Origin of the sequence: Polaribacter sp. 20A6 (assembly GCF_011378915.1) — a bacterium.
In the GTDB taxonomy this organism is placed as follows: domain Bacteria; phylum Bacteroidota; class Bacteroidia; order Flavobacteriales; family Flavobacteriaceae; genus Polaribacter; species Polaribacter sejongensis.
Window position 1 is genome coordinate 631,014 of record NZ_WTPZ01000003.1, and the last position, 24,199, is coordinate 655,212.

Genomic DNA, 24,199 nt, shown 5'->3' on the forward strand with positions numbered 1-24,199 from the left:
TATTTTTTAACTTAATAAGAAAGGCTACAGATATCTGTAGCCTTTTTTTGTTTTAACTAAATTATGTTTTTTATTTATCTAAATGATATAAAAGTTATCTTACAAGTATTAAAAATGATTTTTTAAACTTTCTTTATTTACCTTTTAAGTAAGAATTAAAAGGTAATATATGATTTGTTTTAGATAAAAATGAAGCCTACCAAAAACAGCTTATTATTTACTTTTAACATCTAGCATAATTACAGATTTGTAATTTATAATTGCTAAAGAGTCAACTAAATAACTAAACAATGACAATAGAAAAAATAGAAGCGTTTGTTCTTAAAGATACTTTATCTAAAAGTTTTTTCTTTTCACAATGGGAATATGCAGAACGTTGTATCTGTGTTGTTAAAGTAACAGCCTCTAACGGTGAACACGGTTGGGGAGAGGCTTATGGTCCTGCTACAATGGTAGAAGCAGGTATAAAATTATTAGAATCAACTGTGGTAGGAGAAAATCCTTTAGAAAATGAAGTAATTTGGAACAAAATGTACCGAAAGACGTTAGATTTTTCTAGAAGAGGTGTTTATATGGCATCAGTTAGTGCTATAGATATTGCTATCTGGGATTTAAAAGGTAAAATTTTAGGATTACCAGTTTCAACATTATTAGGAGGTGCACATAGAAAGAAAATACAACCATATGCAACAGGTTTATACTTTACAAATCACGATAATTTTTCTGAAGGATTTGTAGAAGAAGCAAAAATGTACGTTTCTCAGGGCTTTAAGGCTATAAAAATGAAAGTTGGTTTAGGCATCAAAGAAGATGTTGCTAATGTAAAATTAATTAGAGAAACTATTGGGCCAGACATCGCTTTAATGGTAGATTCTAATCATGCCTATACTTTTAGAGAAGCAGTTGAGCTTTCTAGGAAAATAGAAAAATACGATATTGGTTGGTTTGAAGAACCAATTTCACCAGAGTTTTATGAACAGTATAGCGAGTTAAGAGAAAAGACGACGATTCCTATTGCAGGTGGAGAATGTGAATATTTACGATTTGGATTTAATGAATTAATCAAAAATAAATCTGTAGATATTTTGCAACCAGATGTTTGTGCAAGTGGAGGTTTAACAGAAGCAAAAAGAATTGCTGCTTTGGCAAGTACAAATGGTATCGATTTAATTCCACATACTTGGGGAACTTCTATTGGTTTACATGTTGGTTTGCATTTTATTGCGAACTTAGAGGCGATTCCTGGTAGAATGTATCAAGCAGATTACCTAATAGAGTTTGATCAAACAGAAAACGGATTAAGAGACAACTTAACATTTCCTAAATTAGAAATGAAAGATGGTATGTTAGAAGTACCAAATAGACCTGGTTTAGGAATTGATGTAGATGAAGATGTTTTACGTAAGTATTGTATCAGTAGTACTACCAATGAAATAGAAATTGAAAAAATATTAAATAAATAAACAAGCATATGAAGACTCAAAACTTCGGATATAAAAAATTATACATTGATGGTCAGTTAGTAGATGCTGTTAGTGGAGAAAGAGAAGATGTTATTTGCCCAGCAACAGGAGAAGTAATTGCTCAGGTTGCAAAAGCAGGAAAAGCAGATGCAGAAAAAGCATTGATCTCATCACAAAAAGGTTTTAAATATTGGTCTAAACTTTCTTTAATAGAAAGAACCGTTTGGATGTTAAAATTGCGTGATGCAATTTTAGAAAAATCAGATGAGTTAAGAAATGCAATGGTGCATGAAATGGGTAAAACCTATGCAGGTTCTGAAGAAGATATATTAAGACTTACAGAGTCATTAGAATGGTACCCAAATGCCATGAAAAATTTAAGAGAAGAGCAAATTCCTGATTATGAAGGTACGCATACTCATAAAATGATTTCGAAACCAGCAGGAGTTGCTATTGCTTATTTAGCATGGAATTTTCCGTTATTAAATGTTGGGTATAAAATAGGACCAGCATTGGCTTCTGGTTGTTCTTTAATTATTAAACCATCTAGTTTATCGCCTTTATCTGCATATATGGTAGGTGAAATTTTAGAAAGTATCAATTTTCCAGCTGGTGTGGTTACCATTTTAGCAGGTTCTAGTAGAGAAGTGGCAACACCAATGACTACCAGTAAAATTCCTGCAGTAATTACCATGATTGGTTCTACGCAAACAGGACAAAGAATTATTGCTGATAGTACAACTTCTATCAAAAAATTAGGAATGGAATTAGGAGGAAATGCTCCTTTTATTGTTTTTGAAGATGCCGATTTAGAGTTGGCTTTAGATTTAGCAATCGGATTAAAATTTGGAAATACAGGTCAGATTTGTGTGGCTGCAAACAGAATTTTCGTTCATAAAAATATCTATGACAAATTCTTAAAGGAATATGTAAAAAGAGCATCAGCATTAAAAATAGGTTTTGGAACTAAAGAAAATCCAGATGTATTTATGGGCCCTTTGGCTTCTAGGGGATCTAGAGACAGAATGTTTGAGTTAATTGAAGATGCTGTAAGTAAAGGAGCAAAATTAGAATATGGAGGAAGTATTCCTGAAGATTTACCTGAAGGAGGAAACTGGATGCAACCAACCATTATTTCTGGTACTACAACAGAAATGAAATTGTTTAGAGAAGAAACTTTTGGTCCTATTGCAGGTGTAATGTCTTTTGATACTGATGATGAAGTTTTAGAATTAGCAAACGATACAGAATTTGGTTTAGCTTCTTATATTTTTACAAACAATAACAAGAGAATAGAAAGATTTACAGAAGATTTAGAGTTTGGAGAAATTCAAATTAATGGTGTAAAATATGCTATTTATTTACCTCACGGTGGATTTAAAAATAGTGGAATTGGACACGATTGTTCACACCTAGCTTTAGATGATTATTTAGTTAAGAAACGTATTACATCAGCACTATAATTATGACGAAAAATTTATTACAAGCTAGTTTAAAGGAGGGTAAAACACTTTACGGTCCTTTTTGTAAAGTACAAGACCCTGCAATGGTAGAAATTGCTGCTTTAGGAGGTTTCGATTTTGTTATTATAGACATGGAGCATGGTCCTTACAGCATAGAATCTACTCAGAATATGATTAGAGCTGCAGAGGCTAGAGGAATTACACCTGTTGTAAGAGTTACAGAAAATTCTGAAACTTTAATTCTAAGAACTTTAGATATTGGAGTTAAATGCATTCAGGTTCCGCAAATATGTACCAAAGCAGATGCGGAAAGATTAGTAAAATCTACCAAGTTTTATCCGAAAGGAGAAAGAGGTATGTGCAGATATGTAAGAGCAGCAGAGTATACAAATATTAGTGCGGCAGATCATTTTGGAAAAGCAAATAATGATATTACAACCATTATTCACATAGAAGGAATGGAAGGTATTAATAACTTAGAAGAAATTGTACAAGTAGATGGTATTGATGTGATCTTTTTAGGTCCTTATGATTTATCTCAATCTTGTGGTGTTCCTGGTTTGGTTAATGATCCTAAAGTAGTCGATGCTATGAAAGGTGCTGTAGAAACTGCTAAAAAATACGGTAAGTTTGTAGGTACTTTTACAGAGACTCCAGAGAAAGCAAAAATGTGGAAAGACATTGGTGTACAATATATTTCTTATGCGGTAGATGTTGGTTTAGTTATGAATTCTTTTAAAGAAATTACTGCAAAACTTAAAGCTTAAGCAAAAAACACTATAAATAATGAAACCCTATAACTGAAAAGTTATAGGGTTTTCTTTTGCCTTAAAATTAATGAATCAATTTAAACCTGTCTCTTCGACTTTTTTAGGAGAAGTTGTATAAAGAGGTTAAATACAATATACGTAATATGATGTGATTTCTTTTAGAGACTTTCAATCAAGATATATTTTGATTTCAGTAGTGTTCGAAAGGACAAAACTAGGAGGGAACTGAATTGATAATAAAGCTGGTCACTTCTGCTTTTTTGGAGATGTCACATAAAGAAGATAACACACAACATGAGTATTACTATATGATTTCCTCTATTAAAGGATAAACAAAAAAAGCTAACAATTTTAAATTGCTAGCTTTTATAAAGTACGTAATTTGTGGAAAATAATTATTTAGTTTTTAACTAATTTCTTTGTAGAGATTCCTTTGTCTGAAGATATTTTAACTAAATAAACAGATTTAGTTAAAGAAGAAACATCAATAGATTTTGTATTCGTAGTAGAAAGTACTTTTTTACCTAACAGATTAAAGATTTCAACTTTATTAAGCGTTTCTTTAGAGCTAATAAATAATTGATCTTCTGCAGGGTTTGGATACATTTTTACTTCTTCTAATTGATTAGAATGAACATTAGCAGTAGGAGCATCTTCTATAATTGCGCTCATTTGATCAAAATAAAGAACGTCTCCAGCAACACCATTTACAGTTGTGTTTTCTGCATCATAATTATAACCAAGCCACATTTCTATATTGCGAACTTCTGTAGCAGTGTTTGTATGATTAAAAGGAAGAGGAATGGCAAAAGATAATTCTTCCCAAGTATTTGCAGTACCACTTGTGCTAACAATTGTGGTAGGATAACCATTAAGTTGTAAGTTTTCTCCAGCAGCATTTGTGGTTTTTAATCGAACCATAATTGCTATAGGAGTTGTTCTTGAAGATCTTACCCACATTGTTACCTTGGCTTGTTTTCCGTCAGTAATAATTCCAGCAGCATAAGGCTGTGAAAAATCATTAAAGTACCAAAACTGAGCATCTTGATCTTTAGTAAAAGTACTTTTAAAACTTTTGGTTCCATCTTTAGCAAAATCTGTAGATAATTCTCTACCTAATTGAGTTGTATTTCCCCTAAAAGTATAACTTCCTACGACATCATCAAAACTAGGGTTTTTAATAAATTCAGAATATGTAGAAGGAGGTAATTCTGTTAAAAATTCAATTTCATCAATATATAATTTAGCTCCTGATGGGTCTGTTAAAGCACTACCAGCTCTAAATAATATATCTAATGTAGTAACCTCTCCTGTAATAGCAGACACATCTAAATATATTGTTTGAAATCCACCAGCAAATTTAGCTAACAATACGCCATTATTATTTTGAGTATCAATGCTAGAAGGTTCATCTGTTGTTCCTGCGGGTCTAAACTTTCCTTGTACTTGTACATTTATAGCCTCTGTTTCGTTATAAACTTTAACTTTAATGTAGTTGTAAACGTCTGCATCTAATACAATAAAAGCATCATCTCCGCCTTGTCCTCTTCTAATATTGGCATTGTTATTTGTTGTGCCAGATTCAGTTCTGTCTAGAGTTAGTGCCCCATCAGAAGAGGGTGTAGTAGTTCCATCATCCCAAGATACTGTTCCGGGACCATAGCCTTTAACCCAAGATTGAGCATCGGTTGTAAATTGATAATGTGTAGGTCCTTGTTGTGCAGCTATTTTTGTGGTAGTAAAAAGGACTACAGCCATAAATAAAATTTTAAAGTATTTTTTTTTCATAATAAATGGTTTATAGTGTTTAAAATATTAGTTTTTTATATCTATAAAATTAATTTATATGTTAGCATATTTCATGCTAAATATTACCTTTTACTTGCGCTGGTTTATCCGAAATATAAAATGTAAGTTGTTTGTATTGTCTTGTTTATGTCTTGAGTGATTTTTTTTTTTGTTTTAAAATATGTAGGTAAAAACTATACTAAATTTCCTACTATATTTAAGTTGTTATTACTTAGGTTTTTTTAATTGTATAGCTGAAATAAAATTAGATTGTAGATGTAAATGTCTGTTTTAAAAGTAAGAAATTGGTCTGTTTGATTGCCCTTAAATTTATCTTAATAGTCTAAATAGTTCTCAATTATGCTCGAATTAGTTAACTTCGACTATACTAGCATTAGAAAATTTAATAACAGAAAAAATAACAACCAATTAAGTTAAATAAAAGGGAGTTAACTAACCTCTATTAGATTGTTTTAATTCTTTTTAGTCTTCATTTTTCATGAATATAAACACAGATATCTGGTTATGAGTTTATTTTGTTTTTATAAACTTCCTTTCTTGAAGCCATTTTTCTAATTCTTCTTTTCCTCCTTTACGTTTACAATATCCACATCCCCATTGATCGTTTGTAGTTACCACTTGTATAAAATGGTTTCCTCCTGATGGGCAATTTGCAGTCCAACTATTCTCATTAAAACCTGTTGGTTTAGGATGTAATTGTTGTTGCTCTAAAAAAGTAATTAATGGTGTAATTTTTTGAATTGCTTTTGCTTTCTCAATGGTTTTAGGAGTTTTTATATCAGAAATGATTGTCTCAAATTCAAGTTGTGTAAAAATAACGCTATCCTTTAAAGTAGGATAACCGGTATAAAAATGGTTTGCTTCAATTAATTGATGAATAACATAAATAATATCTTCTTTTTTTGTGTCAAATTGTAATTTGTATTGAACTTTAATTTCTAATTCATCATTGTGGTAGGAATAAGTAGTCATTAAAAAGTGAAATTCATTTTTAATGGTTGCAGTGCTCCCGAAATCTAATTCAGAATTCATTTTAACGCCTTCTTGCGTTGTAAAAACAGTTTTCATAATACATAATTTAAAAGTTATGCATCAGGGAAATATAATAAAAAAGGAGGTTCATTTATTTTGACTGAACTGTCCGTATTCTAAACCACCGTGACTGTTGTGCTCGGTTGGTACGCATTTTTTGCGTTCCTGATACAGGACAAAAGTAAGAAATATTCTTGGACAACATAATTGTAAATTTAATTTGTTTCTAAATGGCATCTATTTTATATTGATTAAGCGAACCTGAACCTAAAGTGAATTATCTTTTGAATAATTATTTTCTAGTTTTATAATCTGTTCAGCATATTTCCCTGCATTCCGCGAAAAGCTTTATTTCAGGAAAAACGCTTCTCTAAAAAAAGCCTTGGACACAACTTTAAAGTCTCCGATTTAGATTTTATTTGACCACTTATTCTCTAAAAAAAATTGAGGAGAGGTCTAGCTCCATTTCTAATTTAGAAAAGTATTGCATAGATCAAGATAGTAAATAAATGTCCTGTAAAAGTTTATAAAAACTTGTTATTAAAAATGATTTACACTTTCTCAGATGTAGTTTAGTGCAGCGTTCTCGATATGATAAGTCTTTCAAGTATTTTTTAGATATATGGTATTGCTAAAGTTTCAGTATCTCAAGATATAAAGCTTTTTTATTTAACAGATATGTTTAATGATTGAATTATAGGGGTGTACCAAATGAATCTAACTCTTCATTTTGATTATTATTATTATTATTATTATTATTATTTGGTGTTAGAACATATCCCCCCCTTAAAAAGCACATTTGTCTTACTTCACTTTTTAGAATAAATATTTTATTTACAGTTGAGAAATAGCATAAAATAATTGAATGTTTTTTTTGAAATCAATTTAGAAAATTAATGCATGTTAGACATAAATAAAGTATCGTTAAAAGAAAAAATAGGATATGCTCTTGGAGATGGTGCTGCCAATATAGCTTGGAGAGGTGTTGCCGCATTTCTATTTATATTTTATACCGATGTTTTTGGATTGCATCCTGCAACAGTAGGGCTTTTAATGTTGGTATCTCGTTTTAGCGATGGTATTAGCGATATTTTAATGGGTATTATTGGCGACAGAACCAAATCTAAATACGGTAAATTTAGACCTTGGATTTTGTGGACAGCGGTTCCGTTAGGTCTTAGTCTTTCGTTGTTATTTTCTAGTCCCGATTTAAATCCAACAGGTAAAATTATTTATGCTTATATCACCTACATTGCATTTACCTTAATTTATACAGCAAATAACGTTCCTTACGGAGCATTAATGGCGGTAATGACGGGTAATGATAAAGAAAGAACAAGTATTGGTTCTTTTAGAATGGTTGGGGCATTTGGAGGAGGAATGTTGGTACAAGGAGCCTTACTTTTTTTGGTTGCTTATTTTGGTAATGTAAACCCAACTATTAAAGTTGATAAATTAGATACAGAAAGATTTAAAGTTGAAGTCTCTGCACCAAAAGATGTTTTAAACGCAAATATTAAAACAGAAAACGGAATTGCTTTATTTACTTGGGATACTCTTGAATCCGAAGAAAATATTCCGACCAAAGGAAAGAGCTTTACCATAGAAGCTAATAAAAATTACACATTTATTGTAACCGGAGAAAAAGACATCAATAAAGAATCTTTTTCAATTATAGATCAAAAGAAAGGATATAGCAACTCTATTTATGTAATGTCTATTTTCTTAACCTTGTTTATGATTATTACTTTTTATTCAACAAAAGAAAGAGTATTACCACCTAAAGACCAAGAAACAAACTTAAAACAAGATCTAAAAGATTTAATTACAAACAAACCTTGGTTAATTTTATTAGCAATTGGCCTGTTATTTAATGTGTATAATTCTATAAAACAAGGAATTGTTGTAGTTTACTTTACACATTATTTAAATGATCAATTATTGGCCGCCAGTTTTATGGTTGGCTTAATGTTAGCCTCTATTGCAGGAGCAATGATTACCGCTCCTTTAGGTAAAATATTAGGAAAACGAATGTTGTTTATTTGTGCACTATTATTTTCTGGAGGTGTAAATGCATTACTAGTTTTCTGTGGTCCAAATGATATTTCTATGATTTTCACCTTAGGTATTATCTCTGAATTTGGTGCGGCAATTCTGCCTACTTTGTTCTTTGTAATGTTAGGAGATGCAGCAGATTATTCAGAATTTAAAAACGGACGGAGAGCAACAGGATTGGTATATTCTGCAGGTTCTTTTGCAACAAAATTTGGAGGCGGAATTGCAGGAGCAATTATAGGTTTGGTTTTAGCTGCATTTCATTATAGTGGTCAAGATTCGGTGGCAATTGAAGGTGCATTACCAGGAGTTGTTATGTTAATGAGTTGGATTCCATCCATAGTTACCATTTTAGCAGCGATTGTAATGTTCTTTTATCCGCTTACCCAGACTAAATTAGATGAAATTACATCAGAATTAAACGCAAGAAGATTACTAGAAAAATAGAATATATAAAAATATTGATACTATACTTATGAATAAATTTCCGAAAGATTTTGTTTGGGGAACAGCTACATCATCATATCAGATTGAAGGAGCTAGTGATTTAGATGGAAAAGGGCCGTCTATTTGGGATGCTTTCTGTAGCATTCCTGGTAAAATAAATAATAATGAAACAGGTGATATTGCTTGCGATCATTATCATAAATTTAAAGAAGACATACAGTTAATGAAAGATATGGGCGTTAAAGCCTATCGTTTTTCTATTGCTTGGTCTCGTATTATGCCAACAGGAAAAGGAGTTGTTAATGAAAAAGGAATTCAGTTTTATTCTGAGTTAATTGATGAACTTTTAAAAGCAGATATCGTGCCTTGGGTTACACTTTATCATTGGGATTTACCATTGGCGTTACAAATGGAAAATGACGGTTGGTTAAATAAAGATATTACCGATTACTTTAAAGAATATGCTGATATCTGTTTTGATAGGTTTGGTGATCGTGTAAAAAACTGGATTACATTAAATGAACCTTGGGTAGTTTCTATTTTAGGCTACGGACAAGGTGTTTTTGCTCCTGGTAGAGTTTCTAATTCAGAACCTTATTTAGCAGGACATCATTTAATTTTATCACATGCAAAAGCTGTAAAGTTATATCGAGAAAAATATACGCATCAAAAAGGAGAAATAGGAATTTCTAATAATTGCGATTGGAGAGAACCTTTAACAGATAGTAAAGAAGATAAAGACGCTGCAGAAAGAGCTCTAGAATTTTTTATCGCTTGGTTTGCAGATCCTATTTACAAAGGAGATTATCCGAAGGTAATGAAAGAACGATTAAAAGAACGTCTTCCTTCCTTTTCTAAAGAAGAGAAAGAGTTAATTACAGGTACTTCAGACTTTTTTGGACTAAATCATTACACCACCATGTTTGCCGCAAATTCAGACGGAATTAAAAAGGAAGTTGCTGTAAATGGAAATGGAGGAATTTCTGAAGATCAGGATGTAGATTTGTCTGTAGATAAAGATTGGAAAGTAACTTTAATGGACTGGGCAGTGGTGCCTTGGGGATGTAAGAAACTTTTAAAATGGATAGATAAACGTTACAATAAACCAAATATTTACATCACAGAAAATGGTTGTGCCTATCCAGATAAATTAATAGATGGTAAAATTGATGACCAAGAAAGGTTAGATTTTTATCAAGGATACTTAATAGCTTGTCAAGAAGCAATACAAGATGGCGTAAACTTAAAAGGCTATTTTGCTTGGTCTTTTATGGATAATTTTGAATGGGCTCTGGGATATGAGCAAAGGTTCGGGTTGCATTATGTAGATTTTACAACTTTAGAAAGAATACCAAAAAAATCGGCACATTGGTTTAAAAAAGTAATAAAAAACAATAACGCAGAAGTAACATTATAATCAAATTAAATATGAAAAATATACTAAAATTTACAATCATTATTATAAGTATCTGTTTTGGTTGCAATAAACCAATAGATAAAATAGAAGAAACAACAGCAACAAGAATAACAACAGCAAAACCTATAAGTCCATATTTCTTTGGTCAGAATTTGTGGTTAACAAATAGGGCAGAAGGTAGACCAGGTTACATTCAAGAATCTCTTTGGGGAAAAGTAAAAGAAAGTGGGCCAACAATCATTAGAATTGGCGGTAATGGTTATGATGTTAAAATGCCACCTATGGAGACTTTAGAAACTTGGGTAAAATCTATTAAAAAAATTGGTGCAGAACCGTTATTTCAAGTTTCTAAATTAGAATCTGCAGAAAGAGCTGCCGAATTAGTAAAACATTTTAGTAAAGATAGTTTAAAAGTTAAATATTGGTCTATTGGAAATGAACCTTACGGAATGTCTAAATGGTCTATAGATTCAATTTCTAACATGATAAAAACGTATGCTACGGCTATGAAAGTTGTAGACCCAGCAATTAAGATTTTTGTTCCAGATGCAGCCTCATATTATAATGATTTATACGAGGCACTACTATTAAGTGATGAAAAAAGTGTTGCTGGACGTGATGAAAATGGAAATTGGTATATAGATGGTGTAAATTTTCACTCGTACCCTAATGGAAAGGAATATACGAGAAAAGATGTTATTTTTAATTCTGTAGACAAAATTCGTGGTCAAATTTTAAGTTTAAAAGAAGATATAGATGCCTCTAATTTAAAATATAATAGAACAGGAGATGCTGCATTAACTTGGGGACTTACAGAATTTAATATTACGTATTCTAACCCAGATGACTTAAGTATAGAAGGTATTTCTGTACCTTCATTTATAAACGGTCAGTTTTGGGTAGATGTATTTTCTTTATCAATGGAATATGAAGCTTTTTGTGTAACCCCTTGGTGTATTCAAGAAAGTGATGTTGCAAAAACCTATTTTGGTTATATTGGTAGTCCACCAAACTTTACACCTCATTCTACGTATTACCACATGCAAATGATGTCAGAAAACATAACAGGAAACTATGTTAAAATGACTAGTAATAAAGGGTACTTTAAGATTTTAGGTTCTGAAAATGAAGCTCAAAATAGTTTCTTATTAATGAATCAAAGTGAAAAAGACTCTTACAATTTTGATTTGAACTCTTTAAACAAAAACACAAAAGATGATTTGATTTTAACATCAGAAAACGAATTAAAAGCTAATTTTAAAGGAACAATTGCCCCAAACAGTACAATGGTGCTTGTTTTTAATAAAAGTGGAGTTCTTAAAAAACAAATTCTTTACACCATTGAAATGGCAAAAAATAATAAAGCTCCAGAGGTAATCGTATTTTAAAAAAGAATACATACTAAAAGGAAACTTTTAACTTCTTTGAACAACTCTTAATTGTAAGAAATGTTCGAAGAAGTTAATTTTATTAATACCAAATGCTCAATTTAATGAGTACTTTAAATAACAAGAAACATTACCTTTAATAAAAAATAAAATATATTATTTGTTAAGTTTCTAAGGTTAGCTTATTTTACATAAGTTTATTTTTTTTAAGCTATTAGAGTAATAACATCCTCATGAAAAACATATATTTCTATTTTCTGCTATTTATTATTTCGTTTTCTTCTAATGCTCAAAAATTAGATTTAAAGTTTAATACAGTAGAATACAACGACAACTTTCCTCAAAGTAATATTTCTGTAATTACTCAAAGTAAAAGAGGGTTTATTTGGATGGGAACAGATAATGGTTTATTGCGTTATGACGGTTATAATTTTATACGATATTATACCAAAAATAGAGAAGATGGTACTATTAGCGATAACAAGATAAATACTATTTACGAGGATGTAAATGAAAATTTATGGGTTGGAACAAATCATGGAGTTAACCTTTATAATAGAAATACAAATGATTTTAAAATTATTGATATTCTAAAAACAAAAGGAGGTAGAAACTATATTTCTTCGTTTGTAGAAGATGATCAAAACAATTTGTGGGTTGGTACTTTTGGAGGCGTAAGAAAAATTGATAAGGAAAATCATTTATTAAAAGATGTTTTTAAAACAACAAATCCTAGTTTAAGTAATAGCAAGGTATATTCTTTATTTTACGATAAAGAACATGGTGTTTTAGTTGGCACAAATGCTGGTTTAAAAAGTTTTAATCCTGAAACAGGTTTAGCAATAGAATTACCTTTATCAATAAAAGAGAACAAGTTATTTCATCAAAATAGAATTTTAAAAATAGTAAAGGACCACCAAGGAGATTTGTGGTTTGCAACGGAACGTGCAGGGGTATATATGTTCTCGAAACGTAGTAATAAATTTATAGCTATTAAACATTTAGAAAGTGATAAAAATACTATTTCATCTAATAATGTAAAAGATATTTTATCTATTGATACTAATACTATTTGGTTTGCTACAGATAACGGTTTAAATGTTTTTAAAAAAGATACACAAGAATTTTTTAGCTATCAACACAATCAAATAATAGCATCAACAATTAGTGATAATAATATAACTAGTTTATTAAAAGATAGAGAAAACAGTGTTTGGTTAGGAACAAAGATTGGTAGTATTAACTTTTATAATGAATGTAATTCTAATTTTGTTAATATAAATGAAAGTATAGAAGGAGAGTTTGGTTTAAACAATAGTATTGTTAATGCATTAGCCAGTGATGTTGACGGCTCATTATGGGCAGGAACAAATGGAGGTGGTTTAAATCATTTAAACTTTAAAACTAGCGTTAGAAAATCTTATTTTATAAATTCCTTTAATGGAAATGGTGCAAACGTTATAAATTCTGTTGAAAATAAAAATGAGAATACTCTTTTATGTGGAACATTAATAGGCTTATTCGAATTTAATAAAAAGAAAAAAACATTTCGTAAAATAACCATAAATGATAAGGATGTTCAAGTAACTTCTCTTGCTGTAGATAACGAAACTATTTGGGTTGGTACAGACGGAAATGGATTAATTGAAGTTTCTAAAAACGGTGATATTAAAAATTATATTAAAGATACTTCTAAGAACTCTATTAGTGATAACTTTATTATAGACATAAATAAAGTTGAAGAAGGTTTATGGATTTCTACACAGTTCGGACTAGATTTTTATAATAAAAACACGTCAACATTTACAACTTATTTTAAAAGTGAAAAAGCATATTCACTACCTAACAATACATTAACTACTGTTTTTACAGATTCTAAAAATAGACTTTGGATTGGCTTAGGATATGGAGGTTTAACTTATTTTGATAAAAATAATAATAAGTTTTATCTAATAGATGAAGGTCTTGGGTTAACCGATGATACTATAAAAAGTATTGCAGAAGATAATGATGGTAATTTATGGGTAAGTTCTAATAATTTACTGTTTAAAATAAAATTTAATGAATTTAGTGTTCCTTTTATAAAATCAAATCTAGAAATTCTAAGTTATGGTACTAAAAACGGAATTACTGTTAAAAGTTATTCCATTAATTGTTCTGAGAATATAGAAAATAAAATTGCTTTTGGAGGTGGTAAAGGTTTCGTGTTATTTGATCCAAACACCATTAAAAAAACAAAAAAAGAAAGTGAAATAGTTCTTACAAAATTAATGGTTAATAATGAAGAAGTGAAATTCTCTATAGATAACCCAATATTAAAAAAAGATATTTCTGAAGCATCGGAAATAACGGTAAACCATAATCAAAAATTTATAGGACTTCAATTTAGTTCTTTAAATTTTATTCATACCGAAAAAAATAATTACGCCTATAAATTAGAGAGCACCTTTGATAAAGGTGATTGGCAGAATATTGGTACGCAAAATAACATAAACTTGGCCGCTTTAGAAGCCGGAACCTATGTTTTAAAGTTAAAATCATTACATCAAGAAGGTCTAGAAAACCCAACATTAGTAAAATCATTAAAAATTAAAATACTTCCACCATGGTGGCAAACTAATTTAGCTTATTTTCTATACCTACTGCTTTTATTGTCTATTATCTTTTTAATTATGAATTTTATTAGAAGTAAAATGTACATTAAACAGGCGCTTGTATTAAAACAAACAGAAAGTATAAGACAGAAAGAGCTTTATAATATGAAGTTAGACTTTTTTACGAATATATCTCATGAAATAAGAACACCTTTAACTCTTATTAAAGGCCCTGTAGAAGAGCTTTTAGAATTAAATAAAGAGGATGAAAAAAACTATAAAAAACTTTTAAATATCAAGAAAAATTCAGAAAGATTATTAAACCTGATTAATGAGCTTTTAGATTTTAGAAAAATTGAAAGTAAGCAAGCTAAACTCTTTTGCGAAGAAAAAGATATTGTACAATTTTGTTTCGATATTTTTGAATCTTTTAAGGGACTTGCAGTTAAAAAGAATATTGATTACAAATTTGTAATGAACTCTAAAGCAATCCCTCTTTTATTTGATACATATCAAATGGAAAAAGTTATCTACAACTTGTTAGGTAATGCTTTTAAATTTACTAAGAAAAATGGGAAAATAGTACTTTCTATTGAAGAAGTAGCAGAGGATAATAATTGGGTAGAAATAAAAATAAAGGATAATGGAATTGGTATTCCAAAAGGTAGTAAAACCAACGTTTTTAAAAGCTTTTTTCAATTAAATGAAAGAGGATATAAAAATGTAGGTAGTGGTATTGGTTTGGCATTATCTAAAACAATTGTAGAGCTACATTTAGGAAAATTAACGATCGAAAATGAAGATAGTTCTTGGACTAATACTGTCTTTAAAATCTCATTACAGAAAGGTAAAGAACATTTAAAAACACCTTATGCAATAGAAAACAAGATAACAATTGATGATCCAGTTTCTATTATACCAACTATAGAAACACCTATTTCTCAAATTATACAAAACAACAATGGTAGTCATGAACAAGAAAATTTTGAAAATGATACTAGCAAAAAAACGCTTTTAATAATTGATGACGAAAGAGATATTAGACAATTTATAACAGATATTCTACAAGAAGAATATCATATTATCGATTTTTCTAAAGCACAAGATGCTCTTGATTATATGGTAAAAGAAATTCCAGATTTAATTATTTGTGATGTAATGATGCCAGAAATGGATGGTTTTGAGTTTTGTAAGCATATTAAAACTAGTGAAGGAACCAATCATATTCCAATCATTTTATTAACGGCAAAAGCTTCTACACAAAGTAGAATTGAAGGATTAACTATTGGGGCAGATGCATATATAAGCAAACCTTTTAGTATTAAAGTTTTAAAATTAAATATTATTAACTTATTGTCTTCCAAAGAAATATTAAGACAAAAGTTTAGTGGAAGTTTTATTATAGACTCTAAACTAGATAAAATAGACGACCCAGATGAGTTGTTTATTAAGAAGTTAATGAAATTGATTGAACAAAATATAGAAAACCCAGAGTTTGATGTTAATGGGTTGGTTTCTGAAATAGGAATGAGTAGAACGGTTTTGTATAAAAAAGTAAAAGCACTTACCAATCATTCTGTTGCCAGTTTAATTAAGTATTTAAGGTTAAAAAAAGCTTCAGAAATATTAATTAAAACAAATTGTAACGTTTCTGAAGTTACTTATTTAGTTGGTTTTAATGATCGTAAACATTTTAGCAAAGAATTTAAAAAAGTATTTGAGGTTTCTCCTTCCGAATACAGAAAAAAGATGCTAGAAAAATAAAATTAATAGTCTAATAACTTTTTATTGTTTTAAAAAATAGTAGAATTTATCTTCCTATAACCCCTTTAAACTTAAAGAAAACACATTCATACCCCAAAAAATGAATGTATTTAACCCTATCTAACTTTCATTTATTTGAATCTTTGCTACAGCCTATTTTCAATTCCGATGGTTAAATTAAAAATCAACTAAATTCTAAGAAAGATTTAAATATGGAAGAATACAAACAAACAAATATGATTAATCGAGCTAAAAAACTTTTTAAAGTAAGCTTAATTATTTTTATGTGTAGCTTTTATAATACTATAAATGCACAACAGAAAACAATTACCGGAGTAATAACGGATGATACCAATATGCCAATACCTGGTGTTAGCATAATTATTAAAGGTACCACAACGGGTACGCAATCAGACTTTGATGGTAATTTTACCATTAAGGCGGCAAAAGGAGATACTTTACAATTTTCATATATAGGTATGAAAACAGTATCTAAGTTAATTGAAGATTCATTTGAGCTTAGCATAATTATGAAATTTGATGCGGTGTCTTTAGATGAAATAGTTGTTGTTGGATACGGTACACAGAAAAAGAGTGATCTTATTAGTTCTGTGGCATCTGTTAAAACAGAAGAGATGATGAAAGTTGCTACATCTGATGTAGGAGAAATGTTAAGAGGTAAAGCTGCTGGTGTACAGGTTACACTTGGAGATGGAGGTCCTGGTAGTTCTTCAGAGATTCTTATTAGAGGTCAGAACTCTATTAGTGGAGGAAACAGTCCTATAGTGATTGCAGATGGTGTACCTATAGAAAATATTAATGATATTAACCCAAATGATATTGCTTCTATGGAAATCTTAAAGGATGCAGCAGCACAAGCAATTTATGGAGCTAGAGCATCTAATGGAGTTGTATTAATTACTACAAAAAGAGGTAAGGAAGGTAAGATGTCTGTTTCTTACAATGGTTCATCAGGAATACAAACCATAAACAGAAATTTTGATATTTATAGTGGAGAGGAATTTGCTCAACTGAAAAGAGAAGCTAGTAGAAATTCTAATTTAGGAGTTTTTTTACCAGATGATCAAATTTTTTCTGATTTAGAATTATCAAGTATAAATTCAGGTAATTATATAGATTGGGAAAAAGAGATAATAGGTGTTGGTAGTACACAAAACCACAATTTAAGTATTGCCTCTGGTACAGATAAAATGAGTGTGTATACCAGTTTAAATTATTTTAATCAAACAGGTGTTATTAAAAACTCTGATTATAATAGAGTAACTGCAAGATTAAATGTTGATCAAAAATTAAATGATTGGTTAAAAATTGGATTAAACACTTCTTTTCAATATGCTAATTCAAATAGACCAAATGTTGGTAACATAATTCTTTCATCAATTACAACATCACCTTTAGGTAAAGTTTATAATGATGATGGATCTTTAAGAATAGAACCAAGTGGATTTGAAGAAAACAAAAATCCTTTAATCAATTTAAAAGAAACAAATACAGACGATAGTAATAGTAATAATATTATAAATATTTTTATGGACGTAACTCCATTTAAAGGTTTTAAATATAGATTAAATGCAAGTAGAAGAGCTTGGAACCAAAAAGCTTTATCGTATAACTCTACAAATTCTATAACAGGTATTTCTAGTGGTGGTTTAGCAAACGGTAGTGTTAGTTACAATGATATTGTAGAATTACAGTTAGAAAACATTTTTACTTATACCACTGATTTTAATACAGACTCTAAACACAATTTAAATTTAACAGGTGTTCATAGTATTAGCCAAAAGGAATCTAATAGGTTTTATAATTTTGCCAATAATATACCTAATGATATTTTAGGTATTAATGGTTTAGAAGCAGCAGAAACAAACACACCAACCACAACTGGTTATATTAGAGGCTTACTTTCTTTTGTTGCAAGAGTACAATATGATTATAATTCAAAATATTATTTAACCGTTTCTGGTAGATCAGATGGTTCAACCGTTTTTGGTGCAAATAATAAGTGGTCATTTTTTCCAGCAGCTGCTTTAGGATGGAATATTCATAAAGAATCTTTCATGGAAAAAGTTGATGCGGTTAATAATTTAAAATTAAGATTTAGTTACGGTAGTGTTGGTAATGAAGGTATAGATCCTTACGGAAGTATTGCTACAGCTGGTTTAAGAGAATACATAATAGATGGTATTAAAGTATCTGGTTATGTTGGTGATAATGAAATTTCTAATCCAGATTTAAAATGGGAAACATCAACAACATTTAATGCTGCAATAGATTTTGGTTTATGGAGTAATAGAGTAACATCTACAGTTGAGTATTATAATACAAGAACAAAAGATTTATTATTTCCTATTCGTTTAAATGCTGCAACAGGCTATTCTAGTCAATTGGTAAATCTTGGTGAAGTAGAAAACCAAGGAGTAGAAGTGTCTTTTAATACAGCAGTTCTTAGAGATACCGATTTTAAATTAGATATAGGATTAATTTTCTCTAAAAACAATAATAAAATACTTAGTCTTTCTGGTATAGATAGTGACGGTGATGGTGTAGAAGATGATGATGTTGCTAACCAATTATTTATTGGTAGTCCAACAAAAGTTGCTCATAGGTATAAACCTATAGGTATTTTTCAAGAAGGGGAAGATATTATTAGTTCGGCTCAACCAAATGCAAAACCTGGAGATGTAAAGTTATTAGATAAAAATAATGACGGTATTATAAATGCAGACGATCGTGTAATAACAGATTTAACACCAGATTGGTTTGGAACTTTAAATTTAGGAGCAGAATATAAAGGAATTGACTTTTCTGCAAATATCACTACTGTTCAGGGAATTACTAAAGATAACTCTTTCTTATATGGTTATCTAGAAGGAGGTTCTCTAAGAGGTATTAAAAATGGAATTAAACAAGATTATTGGACACCAGAAAATCCAGGAGGTAGCTTTCCTAGACCAAATGAATCTGATGACCCTACACAATTAATATCTAAAGGGTTACAAGACGCTTCTTATGTTCGTTTACAAAATGTATCAGTAGGATATTCAATACCTCAAAAAACTTTAACGTCATTAAGTCTTAATAAATTAAGGTTTTATGTTACAGGTAGTAATTTGTTAACCATTACAGATTTTCAATCTTATAGTCCAGAAAAATCTCCAAATGAGTACCCAGAGGCAGTTTCTGTTGTAGTTGGTTTACAAGTAGGATTTTAAAATTAAATAAGAATTATAAATAAATAAGAAGATGAAAAATATAAATATATTATTTGTTTTAGCTTTTCTAATCTCGACATTAAATATTTCGTGTGAAAAGTTTTTAGAAGAAGAGGTTTTTGATGAAGTATTTGTAGATTATATCTACACTTCAGAAGAAGGTTTAGATGTTGGAGTAAACGCATTATACAATTTAATGAGATCTTACAATGCACCTGGTGGTTTTGATGATCGTTTGATATCTAATATCTTCTTTTTAGCAGGTACAGATCTTGGTTTAACGAGAACATTTCACAGGCCTTATGGTCCAAATCATACACCTAGTAATTTTGCTGCTAATAAATGGGTAAATGGGTATTTAATTATTGATAGAACAAACGCCATCATTAATACTGCAGAAGGTATTGATATGGATGTTACTAAAAGAAATCATTTATTAGCACAAGCTAAAGTTATAAGAGCAGAAGTTTATTTTGATCTATTAAGAATGTATGATAATATTCTTCTAGATACGATTGCAACCACACCAGAAAACTTAAATGACGTTATCGTTTACGAACCGGCGAATCCAACAGATGTGTATAAATTAATTAATGATGATTTAAAATTTGCTGTAGAAAACTTATCGTATAATGAGTCTTATGGAAGATATAATAAAGCTACTGCAAGACACATAAAAGGTAAAGTAGCTATGTGGGAAAGTAATTGGGAAGAAGCTGTAATTCAGTTTGATGCAATTATTAATGATAGTGGTCATGCTTTAGTAGATCTAAATACTGTTTTTGGTCAAAACTTAAAACACAGCGAAACCTTATTTGCTTACACTAGAGATGAATTGTTTGGTGGTAATGATATAGATAATGCAAATGATGTTTTAGCAGGTGGAGATGGATCTTGGTTTGGTAGTGTTTTTACACATCGTTTATATGAACAGGGATCTGGAGATTTTATAGCACAAATAGAAAATGGGGGACAAGCACTTGGTTGGTCATTTCCTAATGATTATTTAGAAAATCTTTATGATAAAGAAAATGACAAACGTTATAGTACGTATTACTACCCAGAAACTTATGTAGCAAACAACCCAGATTCTCCTAGGTTTGGGCAAGTAATTCCTGTTACAGATTATGATGATAATTATAGAAGATATCACTTTAGTTTAAAAAAGTTTTATGATGCAGAAAAAGCAGCATTAAAAAATGAAAGTTGGAAAGATCACATGTATTACCGTTTTGCAGAAACACTTTTGTTAGGTGCAGAAGCACAATGGAGAGCTGGTAATGAGTCTAAAGCGCTAGAATACATCAATAAAATTAGAGAAAGAGCTTATGGTAATACAACCAATAACTTCACTTCTTTTACATTAGATACGTACTTAGAAGAATCTGCAAGGGAATTGGCTTTCGAAAAAAATCGTTGGTTTTTATTAAAGAGATTAGGTTTATTAGTAGAGAGACAAAATTTGCATTATCGTTATGGATCTAACTCAAGTAATGTAGCTCCAGAACCTATGCAACCTCACATGGTTAGACTTCCTATTCCGCAATCTCAAATAGATGCAATGGGAACTTTTCCACAAAACCCTGGGTATTAAAAATAAGATTTATAAACAGAAAAATATTAAAATATGTTACAAATAATTAAGAGAAAAGAGCTATTAAGTATCATTATTTTCTGCACCATTTTTATAAATGTTTTTGCACAAAAGACGATTCAAAACAATAGCAGTAGAGAAAAATTAAGTTTAAATGGTGAATGGAATTATATTATAGATCCTTATCAAATGGGATATCTAGATTATAGGTTAGAACCGTTTGATATGTCTAAAACAGGAAAAGGAGGCTTTTATGAAAACATTACAAATCCTGGTAAAAGTGAAAAAGTAGAATATGATTTTGATTCTGCTCCAACATTAACAGTCCCTGGAGATTGGAATTCTCAAAAAGAAAAATTAGAATTTTATGAAGGAACACTTTGGTACAAAAGAGATTTTGTTATCAATCCAGAAAAAGACAAACGTTATTTTATTCATTTTGGAGCTGTAAATTATGAATCTAATATTTACTTAAACGGTAAAAAAATAGGATCTCACAAAGGTGGTTTTACTCCTTTTCAGTTTGAAGTAACAAACAAACTAAATACTGGTGACAATTTTATTGTTTTAATGGTAGACAATACTCGTAAGGTAGATGAAATACCTACAATTAATACAGACTGGTGGAATTATGGAGGAATAACTAGAGATGTATCAATATTAGAAACACCACAAAATTTTATAAGTGATTATAAAGTTCAATTGGCTAAAGATGAAAACAAAATAATAGAAGGATATATTCAAATTGATAATTCAAAAAATAAGGAAACAGTATCTCTAGAAATTCCTGAATTAAAGATAAAGAAAGAATATAAAGTTGATGAAAATGGGTTTGTAAAGTTTTCTATTCCTACAAAAAAAATAAGTTATTGGAGTCCAGAAAACCCAAAATTATATGAAGTTTCTATTTCATCTGATCAAGAAAAAATAACAGATAAAATAGGATTTAGAACCATTAAAACGGTTGGAAAAGACATTTTTTTAAATGGTAACTCTATTTTCTTAAAAGGAATTTCTTTACATGATGAAAACCCGCTTATAAAAGGGAGATTAAGATCTGAAGCAGATATGAGAATGTTGTTAACTTGGGCTAAAGAGTTAGGTTGTAACTATGTTCGTTTGGCACATTACACACATGATGAAAAAATGCTTCGTTTAGCAGATGAAATGGGATTAATGGTTTGGGCAGAAGTACCTGTTTATTGGACTATTTCTTGGACAAATGCAGAAACTTATAAAAACGCAGCAAATCAGTTAGAAGTTGGTATAGAGCGAGACAAAAATAGAGCGAGTGTTATTATATGGTCTATTGGTAATGAAACTCCGGTTACAGAACCTAGAAATGTGTTTATGGGTAATTTGGTAGACAAAGTTAGAAGTATCGATAATACTAGGTTAGTAGCTGCAGCTTTAGAAGTAGAAAGAGAAGGTTATACTGTTGTTGTAGATGATCCTTTAGGAGATAAAATAGATTTGGCTAGTTTTAATGAATACGGTGGTTGGTACTGGGGTAAACCAGAAGAATTAGATAAATATGAGTTTCATATTAAGTTTGATAAACCTGTAGTAATTTCTGAATTTGGAGCAGGTGCTTTAGCAGGTTATCATGGAGATAAAGATACTATGTGGAGTGAAGAACACCAAGAGGCTATTTATATCAACCAAATAAAAATGCTAGAAAAAATTGATGGCTTTAGAGGAATGACTCCTTGGATTTTAGTTGATTTTAGATCACCAAGACGTCAAAACCCAGTATATCAAGATTTCTGGAATCGTAAAGGATTAATTTCTAATAATGGTGTAAAGAAAAAAGCATTTTATGTTCTTAAGGCATATTACGAATCAAAAAAATAAGTAAAATAAATTAAACATTATGAAAGAAATTTTTAAGATTATAGGAGTATTTATGCTTCTTTTAATTACTTCTTGCACAACCGAAGATAAAGTTGTTTTTGTACAAGGGGCTGAGCCATCAGGAACAACTGTAGAAACAACAATTAGCTTAAAAGAAAAAGCTGAATTTAATGTTGGAGCAGCAGTAAAGTCTAGTCTTTTAAAAACAGATGCTCAATATGCAGATGCTTTTAAAGCTAATTTTAACCAATTGACGGCAGAATTTGAAATGAAAATGGACCAATTATGGCTATCTGAAAACAACTATAATTGGGAAGCAGCAGATTATTTGGTGAATTTTGCACAAGACAATAATATAGAGGTTCATGGACATGCTTTGGTTTGGTATAGAACGTTTCCAGATTGGTTTAAAAACCAGAGTAATGATTCTATCGCTTTTGAATCAAAAGTAAAAACCTATATATCAGATGTTGTTGGCAGATATAAAGGAAGAATAAAAAGTTGGGACGTTGTTAATGAGGTTTTTGCAGATAATGGAGGCGCTCGTAATGAAGATATAATTGCACCACTTTTTAATGATCCAACAGCATTTTATGGACGATGTTTTCAATATGCAAAAGACGCAGATCCTGACACGAAGTTATTTTATAATGATTATAGTGTTGTAATTGATGAAGGAAAAAGAGAATCAATTAAAAACATGGCTTCTAGGTTTAAAGCAGAAGGATTTCCTATTGATGGTATTGGTGCTCAATTTCATTATGGTACGGATACTGGTTTAACTAAAATTAATGATGGTTTTACAGACTTAGCTTCTACAGATTTATTGATTCATATTTCTGAATTAGATATTAAAATAAATGTAAATAAATCTAATGATTTCTCTTTATATAGTGGTAATGCTCAGCAACAATCTGTTATTTATGAAGCTATTGTAGCAATGTATGAAACATTACCAGAAAGTCAAAAGTTTGGAATTTCCACTTGGGGAGTTTCAGACAATTACTCATGGTTAAAAACAGAATGGCATCCAAAAGAATTTCCGTTATTATTTGATGCCGATCTAAATAAAAAATTAGCATATCAAGGATTTCTAAATGGATTGAATTAATCACATATTAATTTACATTTTTGTAACAAAAGGCAGTCATAAACTATTTATTACTGCCTTTTTTGTTGTGGAATATTTTATTTAAAAGCCTTTCTAAGTCCCTAAAATGAATTTCTTAGTAAAATATTACGTTCTTGTTATACTTATTTTAATGAAGTTGAATACATTAATATTTAGTTTTATTAATGTGTATTAAAGGGGAGAG

Annotated in this window: 13 protein-coding genes and 1 riboswitch; of the genes, 11 read left to right on the forward strand and 2 right to left on the reverse strand. The window is 30.0% G+C overall.

The annotated features are described in order from the left end of the window. Positions 1-290: 290 nt before the first annotated feature. Genes GQS57_RS09925 through GQS57_RS09935 form a run of 3 tightly spaced genes read left to right on the forward strand, consistent with a single transcriptional unit; the run spans position 291 to position 3,693 of the window. Complete coding sequence (locus GQS57_RS09925; protein WP_165732688.1) at positions 291-1,463, forward strand: mandelate racemase/muconate lactonizing enzyme family protein; 1,173 nt, start codon at positions 291-293, stop codon at positions 1,461-1,463. 8 nt (positions 1,464-1,471) lie between these two features. Then, positions 1,472-2,926 carry an NAD-dependent succinate-semialdehyde dehydrogenase gene (locus GQS57_RS09930; protein WP_165732689.1) on the forward strand — a complete coding sequence of 485 codons (1,455 nt, stop codon included), beginning with the start codon at positions 1,472-1,474 and terminating at the stop codon, positions 2,924-2,926. 2 nt (positions 2,927-2,928) lie between these two features. Beyond that, positions 2,929-3,693, forward strand: a complete 765-nt coding sequence (locus tag GQS57_RS09935) for an HpcH/HpaI aldolase/citrate lyase family protein (protein WP_165732690.1) — start codon at positions 2,929-2,931, stop codon at positions 3,691-3,693. A gap of 402 nt (positions 3,694-4,095) precedes the next feature. Here GQS57_RS09935 and GQS57_RS09940 read toward each other — a convergent pair whose 3' ends face one another. Both GQS57_RS09940 and GQS57_RS09945 read right to left on the reverse strand, forming a co-directional pair. Next, positions 4,096-5,484 (reverse strand): T9SS type A sorting domain-containing protein, encoded by a 1,389-nt coding sequence (locus GQS57_RS09940; RefSeq protein WP_165732691.1) that lies wholly within the window; start codon positions 5,482-5,484, stop codon positions 4,096-4,098. Positions 5,485-6,015: 531 nt separating this feature from the next. Next, a complete protein-coding gene (locus tag GQS57_RS09945; RefSeq protein ID WP_165732692.1) occupies positions 6,016-6,573 on the reverse strand; it encodes a hypothetical protein in 558 nt (185 codons plus the stop codon). A 46-nt stretch (positions 6,574-6,619) separates the two neighbouring features. Further along, positions 6,620-6,714: riboswitch (SAM-I-IV-variant riboswitch) on the reverse strand. 723 nt (positions 6,715-7,437) lie between these two features. Here GQS57_RS09945 and GQS57_RS09950 point away from each other — a divergent pair. The 8 genes from GQS57_RS09950 (at position 7,438) to GQS57_RS09985 (ending at position 23,994) form a co-directional block, all read left to right on the forward strand. Further along, complete coding sequence (locus tag GQS57_RS09950; protein WP_165732693.1) at positions 7,438-9,039, forward strand: MFS transporter; 1,602 nt, start codon at positions 7,438-7,440, stop codon at positions 9,037-9,039. Between the two features lie 28 nt (positions 9,040-9,067). Then, a complete protein-coding gene (locus GQS57_RS09955; RefSeq protein ID WP_165732694.1) occupies positions 9,068-10,456 on the forward strand; it encodes a GH1 family beta-glucosidase in 1,389 nt (462 codons plus the stop codon). Positions 10,457-10,467: 11 nt separating this feature from the next. Continuing rightward, entirely contained in the window at positions 10,468-11,844 is a 1,377-nt protein-coding gene (locus GQS57_RS09960) for a hypothetical protein (protein WP_165732695.1), read from the forward strand. A 233-nt stretch (positions 11,845-12,077) separates the two neighbouring features. Next, the gene (locus GQS57_RS09965) at positions 12,078-16,202 is read left to right on the forward strand and encodes a two-component regulator propeller domain-containing protein (protein ID WP_165732696.1); all 4,125 of its coding nucleotides are present in this window, start codon (positions 12,078-12,080) and stop codon (positions 16,200-16,202) included. Positions 16,203-16,414: 212 nt separating this feature from the next. Next, positions 16,415-19,435 carry a TonB-dependent receptor gene (locus GQS57_RS09970; RefSeq protein WP_165732697.1) on the forward strand — a complete coding sequence of 1,007 codons (3,021 nt, stop codon included), beginning with the start codon at positions 16,415-16,417 and terminating at the stop codon, positions 19,433-19,435. 31 nt (positions 19,436-19,466) lie between these two features. Then, positions 19,467-21,029 carry a RagB/SusD family nutrient uptake outer membrane protein gene (locus tag GQS57_RS09975; protein ID WP_165732698.1) on the forward strand — a complete coding sequence of 521 codons (1,563 nt, stop codon included), beginning with the start codon at positions 19,467-19,469 and terminating at the stop codon, positions 21,027-21,029. Positions 21,030-21,062: 33 nt separating this feature from the next. After that, complete coding sequence (locus tag GQS57_RS09980; RefSeq protein ID WP_165732699.1) at positions 21,063-22,883, forward strand: glycoside hydrolase family 2 protein; 1,821 nt, start codon at positions 21,063-21,065, stop codon at positions 22,881-22,883. A 19-nt stretch (positions 22,884-22,902) separates the two neighbouring features. Then, complete coding sequence (locus tag GQS57_RS09985) at positions 22,903-23,994, forward strand: endo-1,4-beta-xylanase (protein ID WP_165732700.1); 1,092 nt, start codon at positions 22,903-22,905, stop codon at positions 23,992-23,994. Positions 23,995-24,199: the final 205 nt, after the last annotated feature.